Origin of the sequence: Thioalkalivibrio paradoxus ARh 1 (assembly GCF_000227685.2) — a bacterium.
Classification (GTDB): domain Bacteria; phylum Pseudomonadota; class Gammaproteobacteria; order Ectothiorhodospirales; family Ectothiorhodospiraceae; genus Thioalkalivibrio; species Thioalkalivibrio paradoxus.
Map to the genome: position 1 here is coordinate 801,396 of NZ_CP007029.1, position 15,834 is coordinate 817,229.

Consider the following 15,834-nt stretch of genomic DNA (forward strand, 5'->3'; position numbering starts at 1 on the left):
GCCAGGGCGAGCCCCCGCCGCGGGCTTCCTGTACCTCTTGGTCTGCGGTCGGGCACAATAGGTTTCAGGGATATGCGCTGAGGAACGAAGCGGTGGAAGAGCAGATGACGATGGGTCTCTGGTTGCTCCTGATCCTGCTGGCGGTGCTGCTGGCAGGCGTGCTGGGGTTCTGGATCGGCCGGACAACCAGCCATGAGCGGCGCCTGATCCGCGAACTGGAAAACGAACTCGACAGCCGTATGCAGGAACTCAATCGCTACCGCAGCGCGGTGAACCAGCATTTCGATCGTACCGCGACGCTGTTCGCCGGGATGGCCGGGGCATATCGCGATCTGTATCACCACCTCGCCGAAAGTTGCGAGGAACTGGCCGACAAGCCCACCCGGCAGCGGCTCGAAGAACGTGCGGGCCGGTTGCTGGCCAACGTGCCGGTGCGCGAGGGGCGCTCCGACTCGACGCAGCCGCGCAGCCCGGACCCGCGCGAAAGCGAGATCGACCTCCAGCCCCCGCGCCCCGATTGAGCCACCCGCGCCAATGGGCGCGAATACGCTGTCGAGGCGGCCGGCGCCGGGAAGCGACCGATCCGCCCGTTTGCGCGCGGTCTGCGCGGCTATCGTTTCCCTGGCAGCCTGCGCCGCCGCGATGTCGGCATTCAGAGCGCGCGGATGCGCTCGAGTTGCGCGCCGAGGTCGCTGCGGGCCGCGCGCATCTCGGCGACCCGGGTGCGTTCCTTCGCGACCACCTCGGCCGGCGCCCGCGCCACGAAGCTCTCGTTGGCCAGGCGGGATTCGCTTTGTTCCAGGTTGCGGTCCAGCTTCCCGATCTCCTTCGTGAGCCGGGCGATCTCGGCGTCCTTGTCGATCAGCCCGGCGAGCGGGATCAGCAGGCGCATCTCGCCGACCAGCGACAGCGCCGATTCCGGCGCCTCTTCGCCCGGGTTCAGCCAGGTGACGGACTCGGGTTTGGCGAGGAAGTCCAGCAATGTGCGGTGGCGCAGGTACAGCTCCTGGTCGTCCTCGGTCCAGTTCTGCACCAGCACCGGCAGCGGCTTGCCCGGTGCGATGTCCATCTCGGCGCGAATCCGGCGCAGGCCGGTGATGAAGCCCTTGACCCACTCGAGCTCGGTGCCGGCAGCGGCATCGGCCGGGAAATCGTCGGTCCCGACCCAGGGCCGTTCGACCAGGAAACGGGCGTCGACGCCGGCGGCAGGTTTGACGTCGTTCCAGATCGTTTCGGTGATGAACGGCATCATCGGATGCAGCAGGCGCAGTAGTGCTTCCAGCACCTGTACCAGCGTATGCCGGGTCGCGCGCTTCACCGCGGCATCCGCGTCGCCGTTCAGCACCGGCTTGGTCAGTTCCAGATACCAGTCGCAGTAGTCGTGCCAGGTGAAGTCGTACAGCGCCTGCGCGGCGAGATCGAAGCGGTAGGCGTCGTAGTGGGCGGTGACTGCGGCGGCGGTGGTGCGCAGCCGGTCCATGATCCAGCGGTCGGCGAGCGTCGGCTGCCGCAGTTCGGGGCCGAGGCCGGTGTCCTGGCCGTCGACGTTCATCAGCACGAAGCGCGCGGCGTTCCAGAGCTTGTTGCAGAAGTTGCGGTAGCCCTCGATGCGGCCCAGGTCGAACTTGATGTCGCGTCCGGTGGTGGCCAGCGCCGACAGCGTGAAGCGCAGCGCGTCGGTGCCGAACGCCGGGATGCCCTCGGGGAACTGCCCGCGCGTGGCCTTCGCGATTTTCTTCGCCATCTGCGGCTGCATCAGGCCGCTGGTGCGCTTCTCCAGCAGCGCGTCCAGCGTGATGCCGTCGATCAGGTCGATCGGGTCGAGCACGTTGCCCTTGGACTTCGACATCTTCTGGCCTTCCGCGTCGCGAATCAGACCGGTGATGTAGATTTCCCGGAACGGCACGTCGTCCATGAACTTCAGGCCCATCATGATCATCCGGGCAACCCAGAAGAAGATGATGTCGAAGCCGGTGACCAGTACGCTGGTCGGGTAGAAGCGCTCGAGCTCGGGTGTTTCCTCGGGCCAGCCCAGCGTCGAGAACGGCCACAGCGCCGAGCTGAACCAGGTGTCGAGCACGTCCTCGTCCTGCGTCAGCGCAACCTCCGGCCCGAGTCCGTGGCGTTCGCGCACCTCGGCCTCCGAGCGCCCGACGAAGATGTTGCCGTCGGCGTCGTACCAGGCCGGAATCCGGTGGCCCCACCAGATCTGGCGCGAGATGCACCAGTCCTCGATGTTGCGCATCCACTCGAAGTAGGTCTTCGACCAGTTTTCGGGAACGAAGCGGATACGCCCGTCCTCGACCGCGCGGATCGCGGGCTCGGCCAGCGGGCCGACCTTCACGTACCACTGGTCGGTCAGGAACGGTTCGATCACCGCGCCGCTGCGGTCGCCGCGCGGCACCATCAGCCGGTGGTCGTCGATCTTCTCGACCAGGCCCAGCGCGTCCAGGTCGGCGACGACGCGCTTGCGGGCCTCGAAGCGGTCGAGGCCCTGGTAGGCTTGCGGCGCGTTCTCGTTGAGCCGGGCGTCGATGGTGAAGATGTTGATCAGCGGCAGGGCGTGGCGTGTGCCGACCGCGTGGTCGTTGAAGTCGTGCGCCGGCGTGATCTTCACGCAGCCGGTGCCGAACTCGGGATCGACGTAGTCGTCGGCGATCACCGGAATGCGCCTTCCGGTCAGCGGCAGTTCGACCTCAAGTCCGATCAGGTGCCGGTAGCGTTCGTCTTCCGGGTGTACCGCGACCGCGGTGTCGCCAAGCATCGTCTCGGGCCGGGTCGTCGCGACCACCAGATGCCCCGAGGCGTCGGCGAGCGGGTAGCGGAAGTGCCACAGCGAGCCCTGTTCTTCCTCGGACAGCACCTCCAGATCCGAAACCGCGGTGTGCAGCACCGGGTCCCAGTTCACCAGGCGCTTGCCGCGATAGATCAGCCCCTCCTCGTGCAGCCGCACAAAGACTTCGGTGACCGCGTTCGACAGCCCGTCGTCCATCGTGAAGCGCTCGCGCGACCAGTCGATCGAATTGCCGAGCCGGCGCATCTGGCTGGAAATCGTGCCGCCGGAGTGTTCCTTCCAGTCCCAGACGGCATCGAGGAAGGCTTCGCGGCCGAGATCGTGGCGGCTCCTGCCTTCGGCTGCGAGCCGGCGTTCGACGACCATCTGGGTCGCGATGCCGGCGTGGTCGGTGCCGCCCTGCCAGAGCACCGCGTCGCCGCGCATGCGCCGGTGGCGGATCAGTGCGTCCATCAATGTGTGCTGGAACGCGTGCCCCATGTGCAGCGTTCCGGTCACGTTCGGCGGCGGCAGCAGGATGCAGTAGGGTTGGGCGCCTTCGGGACGTACCGCGAAGCAGCCGCTGTCCTCCCATTGCCGGTACAGCGCCTGCTCGATCGAGCGCGGGTCGAAACTCTTGTCCATGACGGGCCGGGGGCTTGGAATCAGCCGCACATTATACCGGCTGCCGGCGGGTGTTGTGCCGCAGTGCCCGGATTCTCGCGGCCCGGGCGCGCTCGACAGCGGCGGTTCCACCGGCCCGCCATGGCGGGGCCGGGTATTGCCCCAACGGGCCTCGATGCGGATCAGTCGCCGATTTCGTGGTGCTCCAGCGGGTAGCCGCGTTCCTTGAAGAAGCGGTAGCGCTCGCGGCCCCGTGCCCGTGCCGCCGGGTCGCTACCGATCAGGTCGGCGACGCGCTCGAAACGCCCGAAGTACTCCGGCACTTCGGGCGCAAGGTTGATCAGCACGTCGCAGCGGTCTGCGGGAGCCGCCTGGTCGTGCACGGTGACCGGGCTGTCGGGATCGTTGACATCGGTGCCATGCGGCAGGAACGCGATGTCCTCGAAGGTCCACAGCAGCCGGTCCATCTCGTCTGTGCTGCCCGCGTCCGGCGTATGGATGTGCACGCGGTGGCCCATCCTGCTGACCTTGCGCGCGAGGCGGCAGGCAAACAGGCGCCGCGCTTGCTCATCGCGGGCCGCGAGCAGGTAGAAGGCGACGCGCGTCATCAGGGTTCCGAGCGCCTACTGAGCAGCCTGATCCAGTAGGTAGTGCATCAATAGCGGTACCGGGCGCCCGGTTGCGCCCTTTTCCTTGCCGCTCTTCCATGCCACCCCGGCGATGTCCAGGTGCGCCCAGGGATACTTTTCCGCGAAGCGCGCCAGGAAACAGGCGGCGGTGATGGTGCCGGCAGGGCGGCCGCCGATATTGGCCATGTCCGCGAAATTGCTCTTCAGCTGCTCTTGGTATTCGTCCCACAGTGGCAGTTCCCAGGTGCGGTCGTGGCTGCGGTCGCCGGCCTGCTTCAACGCCGCCACCAGATCCTCGTCGTTGCCGAGCACCGCGCTGGCCTGATGCCCCAACGCGATGATGCAGGCGCCGGTCAGCGTCGCGATGTCGATCACGGCCTTCGGCTTGAAGCGCTCGACCCAGGTGAGCGCGTCGCAGAGCACCAGGCGCCCCTCGGCGTCGGTGTTCAGGATTTCGACCGTCCGGCCGGAAAGGGTCTTTACGATGTCGCCCGGGCGCGTGGCACGGCCGTCGGGCATGTTCTCGGCGCTGGTGATCACGCCCACCACGTTCAGCGGCAGCTTGAGCTGACTGACGGCTTTCATCACGCCCAGCACGGTCGCGGCACCGCACATGTCGTATTTCATTTCGTCCATGGCCTCGCCCGGTTTCAGCGAGATGCCGCCAGAATCGAACGTGATACCCTTGCCGACCAATACGATCGGTGGCGCGTCCTGCGGTCCGCCGCCGTACTCCAGCGCGATCAGCCGCGGCGGGCGCTCGGAGCCCTGTCCGACGGCGAGGATCGCCTGGGCACCGAGTTTTGCGAGCTCCTGCTCGTCGAGCACGGTGGCCTTGAGTTTCTTGTGTTCCTTCGCGAGTGCCCGGGCCGCCTCGGCCAGCGTCTCCGGGTAGAGGTCGTTGGGCGGCGTGTTACCGAGATCGCGGGTGTGATTCGAACCAGCAAGAATCGCGGCAGCCTCGACGCATGCCGTTTCCGCCTCGGCCACCTGGTCTTCGGCCACGCAGAAGATCACCCGCTGCAGCCGGACGGGCTTGACCTCCTCCTTGCCCTTGTAGTTGCTGAACCGGTAGGCCGCGTCGCCGATTCCGGCGACGAGTGTGCGTACCAGCCAGCCGATGTCCTTTCCGTCTGGCAGCAGATCGCCGGCGGCGATGGCCACCGTCGCGGCCGGGCGTTCGGCGAGCAGCTTCGCGATCGCCGTGCAGGCCTTGCGTGCGGACCCGGCCGCGAACTCCTTCGGTTTGCCGAGCCCGGCCAGCACCGTACCCGCGGCGCCCTTCGAACTGGCGGGGAGCAGCAGAGTGCTGCCGGACTCGCCATCCATCTCCCCGGCCTTGAGCACGTTCCCGAGGCTACCTTCCAGCGCGGCGTCCAGCGCGGCCGCGGCAGTGCCAAGCTTGCGCTTATGGAACACCCCCACCACGCGCAGACCCGCTTTGGGTTTGTCGATCGGATCGGTAGTGACCGAGAATTGCATTCGAAACCTCGCGCGACGGGAAAGGGTTTGAACGCTAATCTTAGCAGTGTGGGTAAAGAAACGACCAAGGCGGAGGAATCGGCCGAGGCACCGCTGTGCTGTCGGTGCCGCGAACCCGGGGTGTGTTCCGCGTGATTCGTCCGCTGCTGATCGAGCGCTTCCTCGCACGCGACTTCCTGGTGACCCAGGCGGCGGTTACCGCGGTGCTGCTTCTGGTGATCATCGGCGGTGTTCTGGGCCGTGTGCTGCGCGATGTCGCGGAAGGCCGGATTCCGCTCGACGTGTTGCCGGCGCTGGTCGCGTTCGGGTCGTTCAAGGGGCTGATGCTCCTGTGGCCGGTTGCGCTGTTTCTGGCATTCCTGCTGGTGCTGGGCAGGATGCAGCGCGACAGCGAGCTGATCGCGATGCAGGCCGGTGGCGTATCGTTTGCCCGCATCTATCGCGCGATCTACATGGTCGCGATTCCGGCCGCCCTGGTCCTGCTGTTTCTGATGTCGTTCGTGGTTCCCCGGGTGGAAGCGATGGTGGACCAGCTGCGCGATCGGGCCGACCAGCGATCCGACCTGGTGGGGATCACGCCGGGCCGGTTTCTGCGTTCGCGAGTGGGTGACCAGGTGTTCTTTGCGGAAAGCCTGACGCCTGACCGGCAGGCATTGCTCAGCGTTTTCATCTACCACGAACGTGCCGATGGCATCGCCGAGGTGACCGTCGCGAAGCGGGCCATTGCGGAGCTGCACGCCAGTGCCCGCTATCTGGTTCTGGAGGACGGCCACCGGTACGTCGGCGTCCCGGGTGAGGGCTCGTTTCAGATGCTCGAGTTCGACCGCCTGCGGATGCGGGTCCCGGACCCGACATTGGCCGAGCCCCGACGCAGTCTCGACGGAGTCCCGATGGCAGAGCTCTGGGAACAGCGGCACCAGCCGGTGTTCCGCGGGGAACTCGAATGGCGGCTGGCGATGCCGGTGTCGGTGCTGATGCTGGCGCTGGTCGCATTGCCGCTGGGTCTGGTGCCGCCGCGTAGCGGGCGTTACGCAGCCGTGCCGCTCGCGATCGTCGTGTATGCGCTCTACGCCAACCTGCTGATCATGGGCAAGTCCTGGGTGATCGTCGGCCAGGTGCCGATGTGGCTTGGCCTGTGGTGGGTGCATCTGCTGCCATTGTCGGTGTGGCTGGTGCTCTCCTGGCGCCGGTGTCTGTGGCCAGTGCGGTTCCGGCCGGTACGGAGCGCTGCGCGATGACCACCGTACTCGGCCGCTATGTGATTGCCCAGGTACTGATCGGAACCCTGTTCGCGCTGTTGTTATTGGTGACGCTGGATGGCGTGTTTGCGCTGATCGGCGAGCTGGGTGACGTCGGGCGCGGCCAGTACGGGCTCTGGGAGGCAGTCGTCTACGTCCTGTTGACCTTGCCGCGTCGCGTCTACGAACTGGTGCCGACCGCCGCGCTGCTGGGGAGTCTGCTATGGCTCGGCAACCTGGCGTCGAACAGCGAGTTGACGGCGATGCGCGCAGCCGGCGTCACGCGGGTGCGGCTGGTGAGCTGGGTGATGCAGGGCGGCCTGGTCGTGGTGGTGGGCATGGTGGGCATGGGCGAGCTGCTGGCGCCGGAGGCCGAGGCGCGCGCACAGCATCTGAAGGCGTTCGCATTCGACGAGCGGATGACGGTGGGCCGGATCGGTCTCTGGGCCCGCGACGGAAATCGAATCGTCCATGCCGATGCGGTTCTGCCCGGTGACCGGCTGGCCGGCGTTCGTGTGATCGAGCTGGGGCCCACAGGGGATGTCCGGTCGATCACGAACGTGGACCGGGCCGAGTTCCAGATGGACCGCTGGCAACTGTCGGGGGTCGCCCGGTCACGGGTGTCGCCGTTCGGCGTCATTCCGGAAAAGATGCCCGATGAAGTCGTGGACCGGCTGCTGGCTCCGGAATACTTTGGCGTGCTGGTGGTGGAGCCGCGCCAGATGGCCGCGAGTGACCTGGCGCGATACATCCGGTACCTGAAGGAGAATCACCTCGAGTCCGCAGCTTACGAAGTGGCTTTCTGGCAGCGTTTCGTCCTGCCGGCCAGCACCTGGGTGATGCTGTTGCTGGCGATTCCGTTCCTGTTCGGCAGCCAGCGTGAGGGCGGTGCCGGCCGGCGCCTGTTCATTGGACTGGTGCTGGGGGTGGGGTTCGTGATCGTGATGCGCACGATGGCGCATATGGGGCTGGTCTACGAATTTCCACCCTGGGTTGCCGCCAGCATACCCCTTTGGCTGTTCCTGCTGATCGCGGTGGTGGCGTTGGCCAGGGTGAGGGGCTGAAGTATACGTCGCTCCTCCCGTCGGGAGTTGGCTTGGGGTGCGCGTGCTCAGTGGGTGGCGGCAAGAGCGCTCAGCGCATAGGCCGTGAGGGTCTTGAGTATCGCGATCCGAGTGTCTAGTCGAGGAGCACCCCGGCGCACTGGACGCGCGCCGGGGTGCGTCCGTTACGGCAGGATCAGCGTCGTTCCGGGCCAGACCTGGTCCGGGCTTTCCAGGATGTGGCGGTTGTTTTCGTAGATCTCCTGGACCCGCGGCCAGGTGTTTCCTTCGCCATAGAACCGGGCTGCGATCACCCCGAGGGTTTCCCCGGGCCGCACCTGATACAGCGTTCCCCCCTGGGCACGTACCGTGAGTGCCTGCTGGCGGCGCAGTTGCTCGGCGGCTTCCTCGATCGCGGCCAGTTGCTGAGGTTGTGCGCTGCTTCCGGGCCGAAGTGCGCGGTTGGCATCGCGCAGCTCTTGAGCATGTTGGGCCGCCTGTGCGCGGACGGCTTCCAGATCCAGCGAGCCGCCCTCGTCCGGCGGTAGCATCGAACGCAGGTGCGCGAGTTCGCGCTCGCTCTCGGCCTGGGCTTCGTCGCGCGCGCGTTGCACAGCCGTCAGTTCTTCCTGCAGCGCGGCCTGAGCGGATTGTGCGCGGGTCAGGTCCTGCTGTGACGCATCCAGGCGCGCCCTGAGGTCGTCCAACGTGGTCTGCAGCGAGGCGAGTTCATCGCGGGTCGCGCGTTGTTGCTGTTCGAGGTCTTCGTGCGCACTACGGGCTTCGCCGAGTTCGGTACGGGTGGACGTCAATTGTGCCTCGAGATCGGCGATTTCGGCGCGGAGCAGTGCGCGTTCCTCGCCCTGGGCGGCGAGTTCGGCGCGGGCTTCGGCGAGTTCGGCCTCGACGATATCCTTCGCAGCCTGGAGGTCGGCGGCGGCGGCCTCGGCCTGCTCGCGGCCCTGGCGGGCATCACTGGCGGCGGCCTGGGTTTCGGTCAGCTGATTTTCGAGATCGGCGATCTCGGCGCGGAGCAGCGCGCGTTCCTCGCCCTGGGCGGCAAGTGCGGCGCGGGCTTCGGCGAGCTCGGCCTCGACGATATCCTTCGCAGCCTGGAGGTCGGCGGCGGCGGCCTCGGCCTGCTCGCGGCCCTGGCGGGCGTCGCTGGCGGCGGCCTGGGTTTCGGTCAGCTGATTTTCGAGGTTGGTGATCTCGGCGCGGAGCAGCGCGCGTTCCTCGCCCTGGGCGGCGAGTTCGGCGCGGGCTTCGGCGAGTTCGGCCTCGACGACGTCTTTCGCAGCCTGGAGGTCGGCGGCGGCGGCCTCGGCCTGTTCGCGGCCCTGGCGGGCGTCGCTGGCGGCGGCCTGGGTTTCGGTCAGCTGATTTTCGAGATCGGCGATTTCGGCACGGAGCAGGGCGCGTTCTTCGCCCTGGGCGGCGAGTCCGGCACGGGCTTCAGCGAGTTCGGCTTCGAGGATTTCGTTGGCGGCCTGGAGGTCGGCGGCGGCGGCCTCGGCCTGTTCGCGGCCCTGGCGGGCATCGCTGGCGGCGGCCTGGGTTTCGGTCAGCTGATTTTCGAGGTCGGTGATTTCGGCGCGGAGCAGCGCGCGTTCCTCGCCCTGGGCGGCGAGTTCGGTACGGGCCTGGGAGAGCTCGGCCTCGACGATCTCCTTGGCGGCCTGGAGGTCGGCGGCGGCGGCCTCGGCCTGTTCGCGGTCCTGGCGGGCGTCGCTGGCGGCGGCCTGGGTTTCGGTCAGCTGATTTTCGAGGTCGGTGATTTCGGCGCGGAGCAGCGCGCGTTCCTCGCCCTGGGCGGCGAGTCCGGCGCGGGCTTCAGCGAGTTCGGCTTCGAGGATTTCGTTGGCGGCCTCGAGGTCGGCGGCGGCGGCCTCGGCCTGTTCGCGGCTCTGGCGGGCGTCGCTGGCGGCGGCCTGGGTTTCGGTCAGCTGATTTTCGAGGTCGGTGATTTCGGCGCGGAGCAGCGCGCGTTCCTCGCCCTGGGCGGCGAGTCCGGCGCGGGCTTCAGCGAGTTCGGCTTCGAGGATTTCGTTGGCGGCCTCGAGGTCGGCGGCGGCGGCCTCGGCCTGTTCGCGGCTCTGGCGGGCGTCGCTGGCGGCGGCCTGGATCTCGGTCAGCTGATTTTCGAGGTCGGTGATTTCGGCACGGAGCAGCGCGCGTTCCTCGCCCTGGGCGGCGAGTTCAATGCGGGCAGTGGACAGTTCTGCGGAGAACATCTCGTTCTCGTCACGCAGGTTGCCGAGCTTGCCTTCGATGGCGTCGATCCGTTCCTGCAAGGCGTCGGATTCAGCCTCCGGGGCGCTGTTTCCGGAGTTGGTGGCCTGTCCGGCGCCGGGAACGCTCAGGGCCAGAAGCAGTGCGCCTGCCAGCAGTGCAGGTCGCGGGAACCCGGGTCGTCGGGCCCGTGGCTGCAGCGGGGGGTATGAGTGGTTCATGGTGTGGTCTCCTTGGGGCATTGTTGGGTCCGGTGCTGTATCGTGTCAGCCCGGTCGCTTTTCTTCTCGTTGACCGTGGGTGGCCATCCGTCTTCGAACGTGAAAACTCGGATTCGCGGCGTTACTCCTCCACAGTGTAGCCAGCGTGCCGCGGATCGGCTCAAGTCTCAAGGTTTGGTTCCCCCGGTGCCTGCGTGCATCCTGGTGCGCCCGCTGGACGAACCTTTCGCCCCGGAGGTGGCAGACTCGATGATGGATCAGGAAGATGACAGCAAGGCGGGTGCGCGGCCAGGGCGGTTCCGAAAACGGTTCCGGAGGGATCACCGGGTGACCGGGCCGCGGGTGGCGCTGGCCGCAACCTTGATAGCGGTGTTGCTGACGGCTGGCTGCACGGAGCCCCCGCGCGAGGCGGAACGACGGGACGCGCAAACCGGCCGGTGGTACACCATCGAGCAAGTCATGCAGGGCGCTCCGTTGTACGCCAGGTACTGCGCATCGTGTCATGGCGGGCAGGCCGAGGGCGCCGAGGAATGGCGACGGCGTCTTCCGGATGGCCGCTGGCGGCCACCACCGCTGAACGGCACCGGGCACACCTGGCACCACCCGCTTTGGCAACTGCGGCAGCAGATTCGGCACGGCTCCGATGCTGAGCACGGCGACATGCCGCCGTTTGCGGATGTCCTGACGGATGCGGAGATCGATGTCGTGATTGCCTGGTTTCAAAGCCACTGGCCGGACCGGATTTATGCCGCCTGGCTGGACTACGACGCCAATTTTCCTGCGCCCTGAGCACCGTTCAGCGCGGGAGCGTGAGCACTCCTGCCGCTGGGTCGCTGGCGAGCGCCGGTGCCGTTGCCTTCAGTTTCTCGAGGTCGTCCGGGTGGCGGTCGATCTGCGCCAGGGCGCGGCGGAAGATCGGCCGCAGCGAGGATTTCAAATGCCTGCGGGCCTGTCCCGCCGGGACGTTCTTCAGCCGGCAGAACAGGCCGAGCGCATAGGTCAGGTCGGCGCGTGACAGGTAGCCACTGCGCTCGGCTGCCGGACCCTGACAGGAACCGCAGCTGTTGACGCGCACGCTGAATGCCGTGTTCGCAAGCATCAGTCCGAAGCCCATGAAGACGCCGACCAGCTCGGTGATGTGTGGCCAATTCTCGCGGCCCCCGGGCGGGGGTTCGGGAGCGGCAGCGGCGACGTGCTGGGCGAAGTCGCGCGCTAAGGTTGCAATCAATGCCTCCGGGTTTCCGACCAGCTCCGGCGAGTAGCTGAACAGGGCGGTGGAAGCCGCCCCGTTCGTAGCCGGGGCGAGTGCCCGCCGGCCGCGGTACGCGGGTGGCGGCGGGTGGTGGGGGTAGGGCTGCGCGGTCAGCGCGCCCGGTTCCAGCAGCTGGCAGGGCCAGTGGTCGAGGCCCGCGTGCTTGCGTACCGACTCGAACATCAGTTGCGCCATCTCATGCACGCTGCTGGCCCGTCCCGGAAAGTACTCGGGCGTAGGCAGCACCAGATCGGTGTCGCCGAAGAACACCCCGGGACCCTGATGGCGCAGCGCCCAGGCGAAGACCTCGTGGATCCACCGCCGGGTCGTTTCATCCAGCAGTGGGTCGCGGCGGAACAGGTTCAGGAACATCGACTCGCGCCTCCGGCGTGACGCGTTGGCGTTTGCGGCCCCGGCCCCGGGGAAGACCATTGCAATCGCCCCAGACTACACCGTTGGCGGTGTGCACCGCGAGCGGCGCGGCTGCGAGCGGTTTACAGGTACGGTGTCAGGAGCCGGGCAGCCCCGTCTCGCAGGCGCATCGGGATCGGACGTCTCTGGATCTCGTCGAGATCCAGCCGCCGCGAGCGCGAGCGCAGCTCGGATGCCCAGCCGCCCAGCCGCCGGCCCAGTTCGGCATCGTAGCATTCGACGTTGAACTCGAAGTTCAGTCGCAGGCTGCGTGGATCCCAGTTGCCCGACCCGAACAGCACCCAGCAGTCGTCGACCAGCATCAGCTTGCTGTGATTGAACGGCGGCGGGGTGAGCCACAGCCGGCAGCCACGTTCCACCAGTTCCGCGTGCAGCGGGTTCCCGGCCCACTGCACCAGGCGCAGATTGCCGCGCTCGGGAAGCAGGATGTCGACGTTGACACCGCGCAAGGCCGTGGTCTTCAGCGCGCCGAGCAGCGCGACATCGGGCAGAAAGTACGGCGTGACGATGGTGACCCGTTCCCGGGCCTCGGCCAGCGCTGCCAGCAGCGTGAACTGGAGCACCTCGAAGTCTTCGTCGGGGCCGTCGGGAAGTCCACGGCACAGGGTCTTCCCGGGCGCTGGCCGGGTCGGCCGGTCCGTTCCCGGGGTGTTCGCAATGCGTTCCCGGGTGCTGAAGTGCCAGTCCTCGCAGAAAATCGAGTCGAGTTGGGCCACCACCGGCCCCTCGAGCTCGAAGTGGAGATCGTCGACCGGATGCCGTCCGGGGTCGGTGCGTCGGTGGCCGCGCCGGATGTTCATGCCGCCGGTGAATCCGGTCGTGTCGTCGACGACCAGCAGCTTGCGGTGGTTGCGCAGGTTGAACACCGCCACGCTGCGCGGGAGTTGCACCGGCAGGAATGCCGCGGTCCGGACCCCGAGCCGGCGCAGGTGCCGCAGCATGCTGCGGCGGCTGTAGCGGGCGCCGATGCCGTCGATCAGCACCCGCACGTCGACGCCGCGGTCCCGGGCGGCCTTCAGCCGATCGGCGAACTGCAGGCCGACCGGGTCGGCGTCGAAGATATACGTTGCGAGGTTCACGCGCCGCTGCGCCCCGTCGATCGCGTCGAGCATTGCCCGGTAGGCCTGATCGCCATCGAGCAGCGGGGTCACGCGGTTGCCCGGCGCGACAGTGAACGGACTCAGTGCGTCACCGGAGCCGAGCAACCCCCGCCAGCGCGAACTCAATTCGACATCCACTCCGAGGCTGGAGCGGGCCGCCGAGGCGGGACTGTGGCCCTCGCGCAGCGCCTGGGCCCGCCTGCGGATGCGGTTGATTCCGAACAGCCAGTACAGGATCGAACCGGCGAGCGGCAACAGAAAGATCAGGCCGACCCAGGCGATGACCGCCCCGGTCTCCCGGCGCTGCAGCAGCGCATGTACCGCGGTGACGATGGCCACCAGGAATACGGCGGCCGCGATGCCGCTGGCGATCCAGCCCGTCTCCAGGTCCAAGCCCGCCCCCCGTCCCGCGAGATTGCATTGGAATGCACGTTTCGAACTGGCTACAGTACGGCCGCGCTCGGCGCCGGGCAACTCGGTCCCGACGGCCGTGTGCTGTGCGCCGCAGTATCCCCTGACCGGAGCGGAACCCGATGCCCGAGAACCTGACGCTGGACTTCTCCGATGCCGAGCGCCTGCCGCTGAAGGAGTTCACCGAGAAGGCGTACCTGGACTATTCCATGTACGTGATCCTGGACCGGGCGCTGCCGCACGTCGGTGACGGTCTGAAACCGGTGCAGCGGCGGATCATCTACGCGATGAGCGAGCTGGGGCTGACCGCGACCGCGAAGTACAAGAAGTCCGCGCGCACCGTCGGGGACGTGCTCGGCAAGTTCCATCCGCACGGCGACAGCGCCTGCTACGAGGCGATGGTACTGATGGCGCAACCGTTCTCCTACCGCTACCCGTTTGTCGATGGGCAGGGCAACTGGGGCTCGCCGGACGACCCGAAGAGCTTCGCGGCGATGCGCTACACCGAGTCGCGGCTGTCGCGCTACGCCCAGTTGCTGCTGTCCGAACTCGAGCAGGGCACGGTGGACTGGGCGCCGAACTTCGACGGCACATTGGAGGAGCCGAAGGTGCTGCCGGCGCGGTTGCCGAACGTGCTGCTCAACGGTGCGACCGGGATCGCGGTGGGCATGGCCACCGACATCCTGCCGCACAATCTGCGCGAGGTCGCGGCCGCCTGTGTGCATCTGCTGGAACACCCGGATGCCACGGTGGACGACCTGATCGAGCACATCCCCGGCCCCGATTTCCCCAGCGAGTCGGAGATCATCACCTCGCCCGCAGACCTGCGTAAGGTCTACGCGACCGGCTACGGAGCGGTGCGTACGCGGGCCCGCTACGAACGCGAGAATGGCGACATCGTGATCACCGCGCTGCCGTACCAGGTTTCCGGGGCGCGCGTGCTGGAGCAGATTGCGGGGCAGATCAACGCCAAGAAGCTGCCGATGGTCGAGGATCTGCGCGACGAGTCCGACCACGAGCACCCGACGCGCCTGGTGATCACCCCGCGCAGCCAGCGCGTGGACGTCGAGAGCCTGATGGACCACCTGTTCGCGACCACCGACCTCGAGAAGAGCTACCGGGTGAACATGAACCTGATCGGTCTCGACGGCCGGCCCCGGGTGAAAAACCTGCGCGAACTGCTGGTCGAGTGGCTGGGATTTCGGGTGACGACCGTGCGCCGGCGGCTGCAGTGGCGGCTCGACAAGGTGCTCGCGCGGCTGCACGTGCTGGCCGGTCTGCTGATCGCCTATCTGAACATCGACGAGGTGATCCGGATCATCCGGGAGAACGACAAGCCCAAGCCGGTGCTGATGGAACGTTTCGGACTCAGCGACATCCAGGCCGAGGCGATTCTGGAACTGAAGCTGCGTCACCTGGCGAAGCTCGAGGAAATGAAGATCCGGGGCGAGCAGGATGAACTCACCGCCGAACGCGAGCAGCTGGAGAAGACGTTGGCATCGGAACGGCGGCTGAAGCGCCTGGTCGCGGACGAGATTCGCGCCGATGCCGAGAACTTTGGCGACGAACGCCGGTCGCCGCTGGTCGAACGCTCGGCCGCGCAGGCGCTCGACGAAACCGCGCTGGTGCCGACCGAGCCGCTGACGATCGTGCTGTCGAAGATGGGCTGGGTGCGCGCGGCGAAAGGCCACGAGGTGGACCCGGCTGCGCTGAACTACAAGGCGGGCGATGGTTTCCTGGCCGCGCTTGCCGGGCGCAGCAACCAGCCGGTGGCGTTCCTGGACTCGACCGGCCGTGCCTACACGCTGCCGGCGCACACGCTGCCGTCGGCGCGCGGGCAGGGCGAACCGCTGTCCGGACGCGTGACGCTGGCCGACGGCGGGCACGTCGTCGGCCTTGCGACCGGGGCGCCGGACGAGCGCTGGGTGCTGGCCACCGATCACGGCTATGGCTTCGTGGTGCGGCTCGGCGACCTGTTCGGCCGCCAGAAGGCCGGCAAGGCCGTGCTGAACGTCCCTGCTGGGGCCGATGTGCTGGCGCCGCAGCGGCTGCGCGAGGTCGACACCGATCGGATCGCGCTGGCGACCTCCGATGGCCACCTGCTGGTGATCCCCGCGACCGATCTACCGGAGATGGCGCGCGGCAAGGGCAACAGGATCATCGGTATTCCCGCGGCCCGGCTGCGGGAAGGCAAGGAGCGGGTGGTCGCGATCGCGGTGCTGCCCGCAGGCGCGACGCTGGTGGTGCACGCCGGGCGCAGGTTCAAGGGCATGGGACCTTCCGAGTGGGCCGGGTACGAGGGCGAGCGAGGCCGGCGGGGGCTGAAGCTGCCGCGCGGTTACCAGAAGGTCGATCGGCTGGAGGTGCAGATCTGAAACGGATCGCAATGGCTTGAAT

12 protein-coding genes are annotated in these 15,834 nt (G+C 67.6%); 6 read left to right on the plus strand and 6 right to left on the minus strand.

Annotated elements, in window-relative coordinates; translation table 11 throughout:
* Positions 1-92: 92 nt before the first annotated feature.
* Positions 93-521 (plus strand): YhcB family protein, encoded by a 429-nt coding sequence (locus THITH_RS03675; protein ID WP_025367238.1) that lies wholly within the window; start codon positions 93-95, stop codon positions 519-521.
* Between the two features lie 131 nt (positions 522-652).
* Here the strand turns inward: THITH_RS03675 and THITH_RS03680 are convergent, their stop codons facing one another.
* From THITH_RS03680 to THITH_RS03690, 3 genes are all read right to left on the minus strand, one after another.
* On the minus strand, positions 653-3,418 hold the full coding sequence (locus THITH_RS03680; RefSeq protein ID WP_006745841.1) for a valine--tRNA ligase: 2,766 nt from the start codon (positions 3,416-3,418) through the stop codon (positions 653-655).
* 161 nt (positions 3,419-3,579) lie between these two features.
* Positions 3,580-4,005 (minus strand): DNA polymerase III subunit chi, encoded by a 426-nt coding sequence (locus THITH_RS03685; RefSeq protein WP_006745840.1) that lies wholly within the window; start codon positions 4,003-4,005, stop codon positions 3,580-3,582.
* A 15-nt stretch (positions 4,006-4,020) separates the two neighbouring features.
* Entirely contained in the window at positions 4,021-5,508 is a 1,488-nt protein-coding gene (locus THITH_RS03690) for a leucyl aminopeptidase (protein WP_006745839.1), read from the minus strand.
* Positions 5,509-5,642: 134 nt separating this feature from the next.
* Here THITH_RS03690 and lptF point away from each other — a divergent pair, with 134 nt between their 5' ends.
* On the plus strand, positions 5,643-6,746 hold the full coding sequence (gene lptF / locus THITH_RS03695) for an LPS export ABC transporter permease LptF (RefSeq protein WP_156925556.1): 1,104 nt from the start codon (positions 5,643-5,645) through the stop codon (positions 6,744-6,746).
* Complete coding sequence (gene lptG, locus THITH_RS03700) at positions 6,743-7,810, plus strand: LPS export ABC transporter permease LptG (RefSeq protein ID WP_006745837.1); 1,068 nt, start codon at positions 6,743-6,745, stop codon at positions 7,808-7,810. Before lptF ends, lptG begins: the two co-directional genes overlap by 4 nt.
* 164 nt (positions 7,811-7,974) lie before the next feature.
* Here the strand turns inward: lptG and THITH_RS18670 are convergent, their stop codons facing one another.
* A complete protein-coding gene (locus THITH_RS18670; protein ID WP_006745836.1) occupies positions 7,975-8,601 on the minus strand; it encodes a LysM peptidoglycan-binding domain-containing protein in 627 nt (208 codons plus the stop codon).
* Between THITH_RS18670 and THITH_RS18675 the strand changes: the two genes are divergently transcribed.
* Together THITH_RS18675 and THITH_RS03710 are read left to right on the plus strand one after the other, a co-directional pair.
* Positions 8,602-10,233, plus strand: coding sequence for a hypothetical protein (locus tag THITH_RS18675; RefSeq protein ID WP_198019466.1), 1,632 nt, complete (start codon positions 8,602-8,604; stop codon positions 10,231-10,233).
* 258 nt (positions 10,234-10,491) lie between these two features.
* The gene (locus THITH_RS03710; protein WP_232222237.1) at positions 10,492-11,031 is read left to right on the plus strand and encodes a c-type cytochrome; all 540 of its coding nucleotides are present in this window, start codon (positions 10,492-10,494) and stop codon (positions 11,029-11,031) included.
* Between the two features lie 7 nt (positions 11,032-11,038).
* On the opposite strand, the gene THITH_RS03715 is transcribed toward THITH_RS03710, so the two are convergent.
* Together THITH_RS03715 and THITH_RS03720 are read right to left on the minus strand one after the other, a co-directional pair.
* Positions 11,039-11,866 carry a hypothetical protein gene (locus THITH_RS03715; RefSeq protein ID WP_006745833.1) on the minus strand — a complete coding sequence of 276 codons (828 nt, stop codon included), beginning with the start codon at positions 11,864-11,866 and terminating at the stop codon, positions 11,039-11,041.
* A 122-nt stretch (positions 11,867-11,988) separates the two neighbouring features.
* Complete coding sequence (locus THITH_RS03720) at positions 11,989-13,419, minus strand: phospholipase D-like domain-containing protein (protein WP_006745832.1); 1,431 nt, start codon at positions 13,417-13,419, stop codon at positions 11,989-11,991.
* A gap of 140 nt (positions 13,420-13,559) precedes the next feature.
* On the opposite strand from THITH_RS03720, the gene parC reads away from it, so the two are divergent.
* Positions 13,560-15,812: a DNA topoisomerase IV subunit A gene (gene parC / locus THITH_RS03725; protein ID WP_006745831.1), complete on the plus strand. Its 2,253-nt coding sequence runs from the start codon at positions 13,560-13,562 to the stop codon at positions 15,810-15,812.
* Positions 15,813-15,834 lie beyond the last annotated feature (22 nt).

Excerpts from the sequence above, each read along its gene's own strand:
- THITH_RS03680 (WP_006745841.1), bottom strand. The coding sequence starts at position 3,418 with ATGGACAAGAGTTTCGACCCGCGCTCGATCGAGCAGGCGCTGTACCGG.
- THITH_RS03685 (WP_006745840.1), bottom strand. The coding sequence starts at position 4,005 with ATGACGCGCGTCGCCTTCTACCTGCTCGCGGCCCGCGATGAGCAAGCG.
- THITH_RS03690 (WP_006745839.1), bottom strand. The coding sequence starts at position 5,508 with ATGCAATTCTCGGTCACTACCGATCCGATCGACAAACCCAAAGCGGGT.
- lptG (WP_006745837.1), top strand. The coding sequence starts at position 6,743 with ATGACCACCGTACTCGGCCGCTATGTGATTGCCCAGGTACTGATCGGA.
- THITH_RS03710 (WP_232222237.1), top strand. The coding sequence starts at position 10,492 with ATGATGGATCAGGAAGATGACAGCAAGGCGGGTGCGCGGCCAGGGCGG.
- THITH_RS03715 (WP_006745833.1), bottom strand. The coding sequence starts at position 11,866 with ATGTTCCTGAACCTGTTCCGCCGCGACCCACTGCTGGATGAAACGACC.
- parC (WP_006745831.1), top strand. The coding sequence starts at position 13,560 with ATGCCCGAGAACCTGACGCTGGACTTCTCCGATGCCGAGCGCCTGCCG.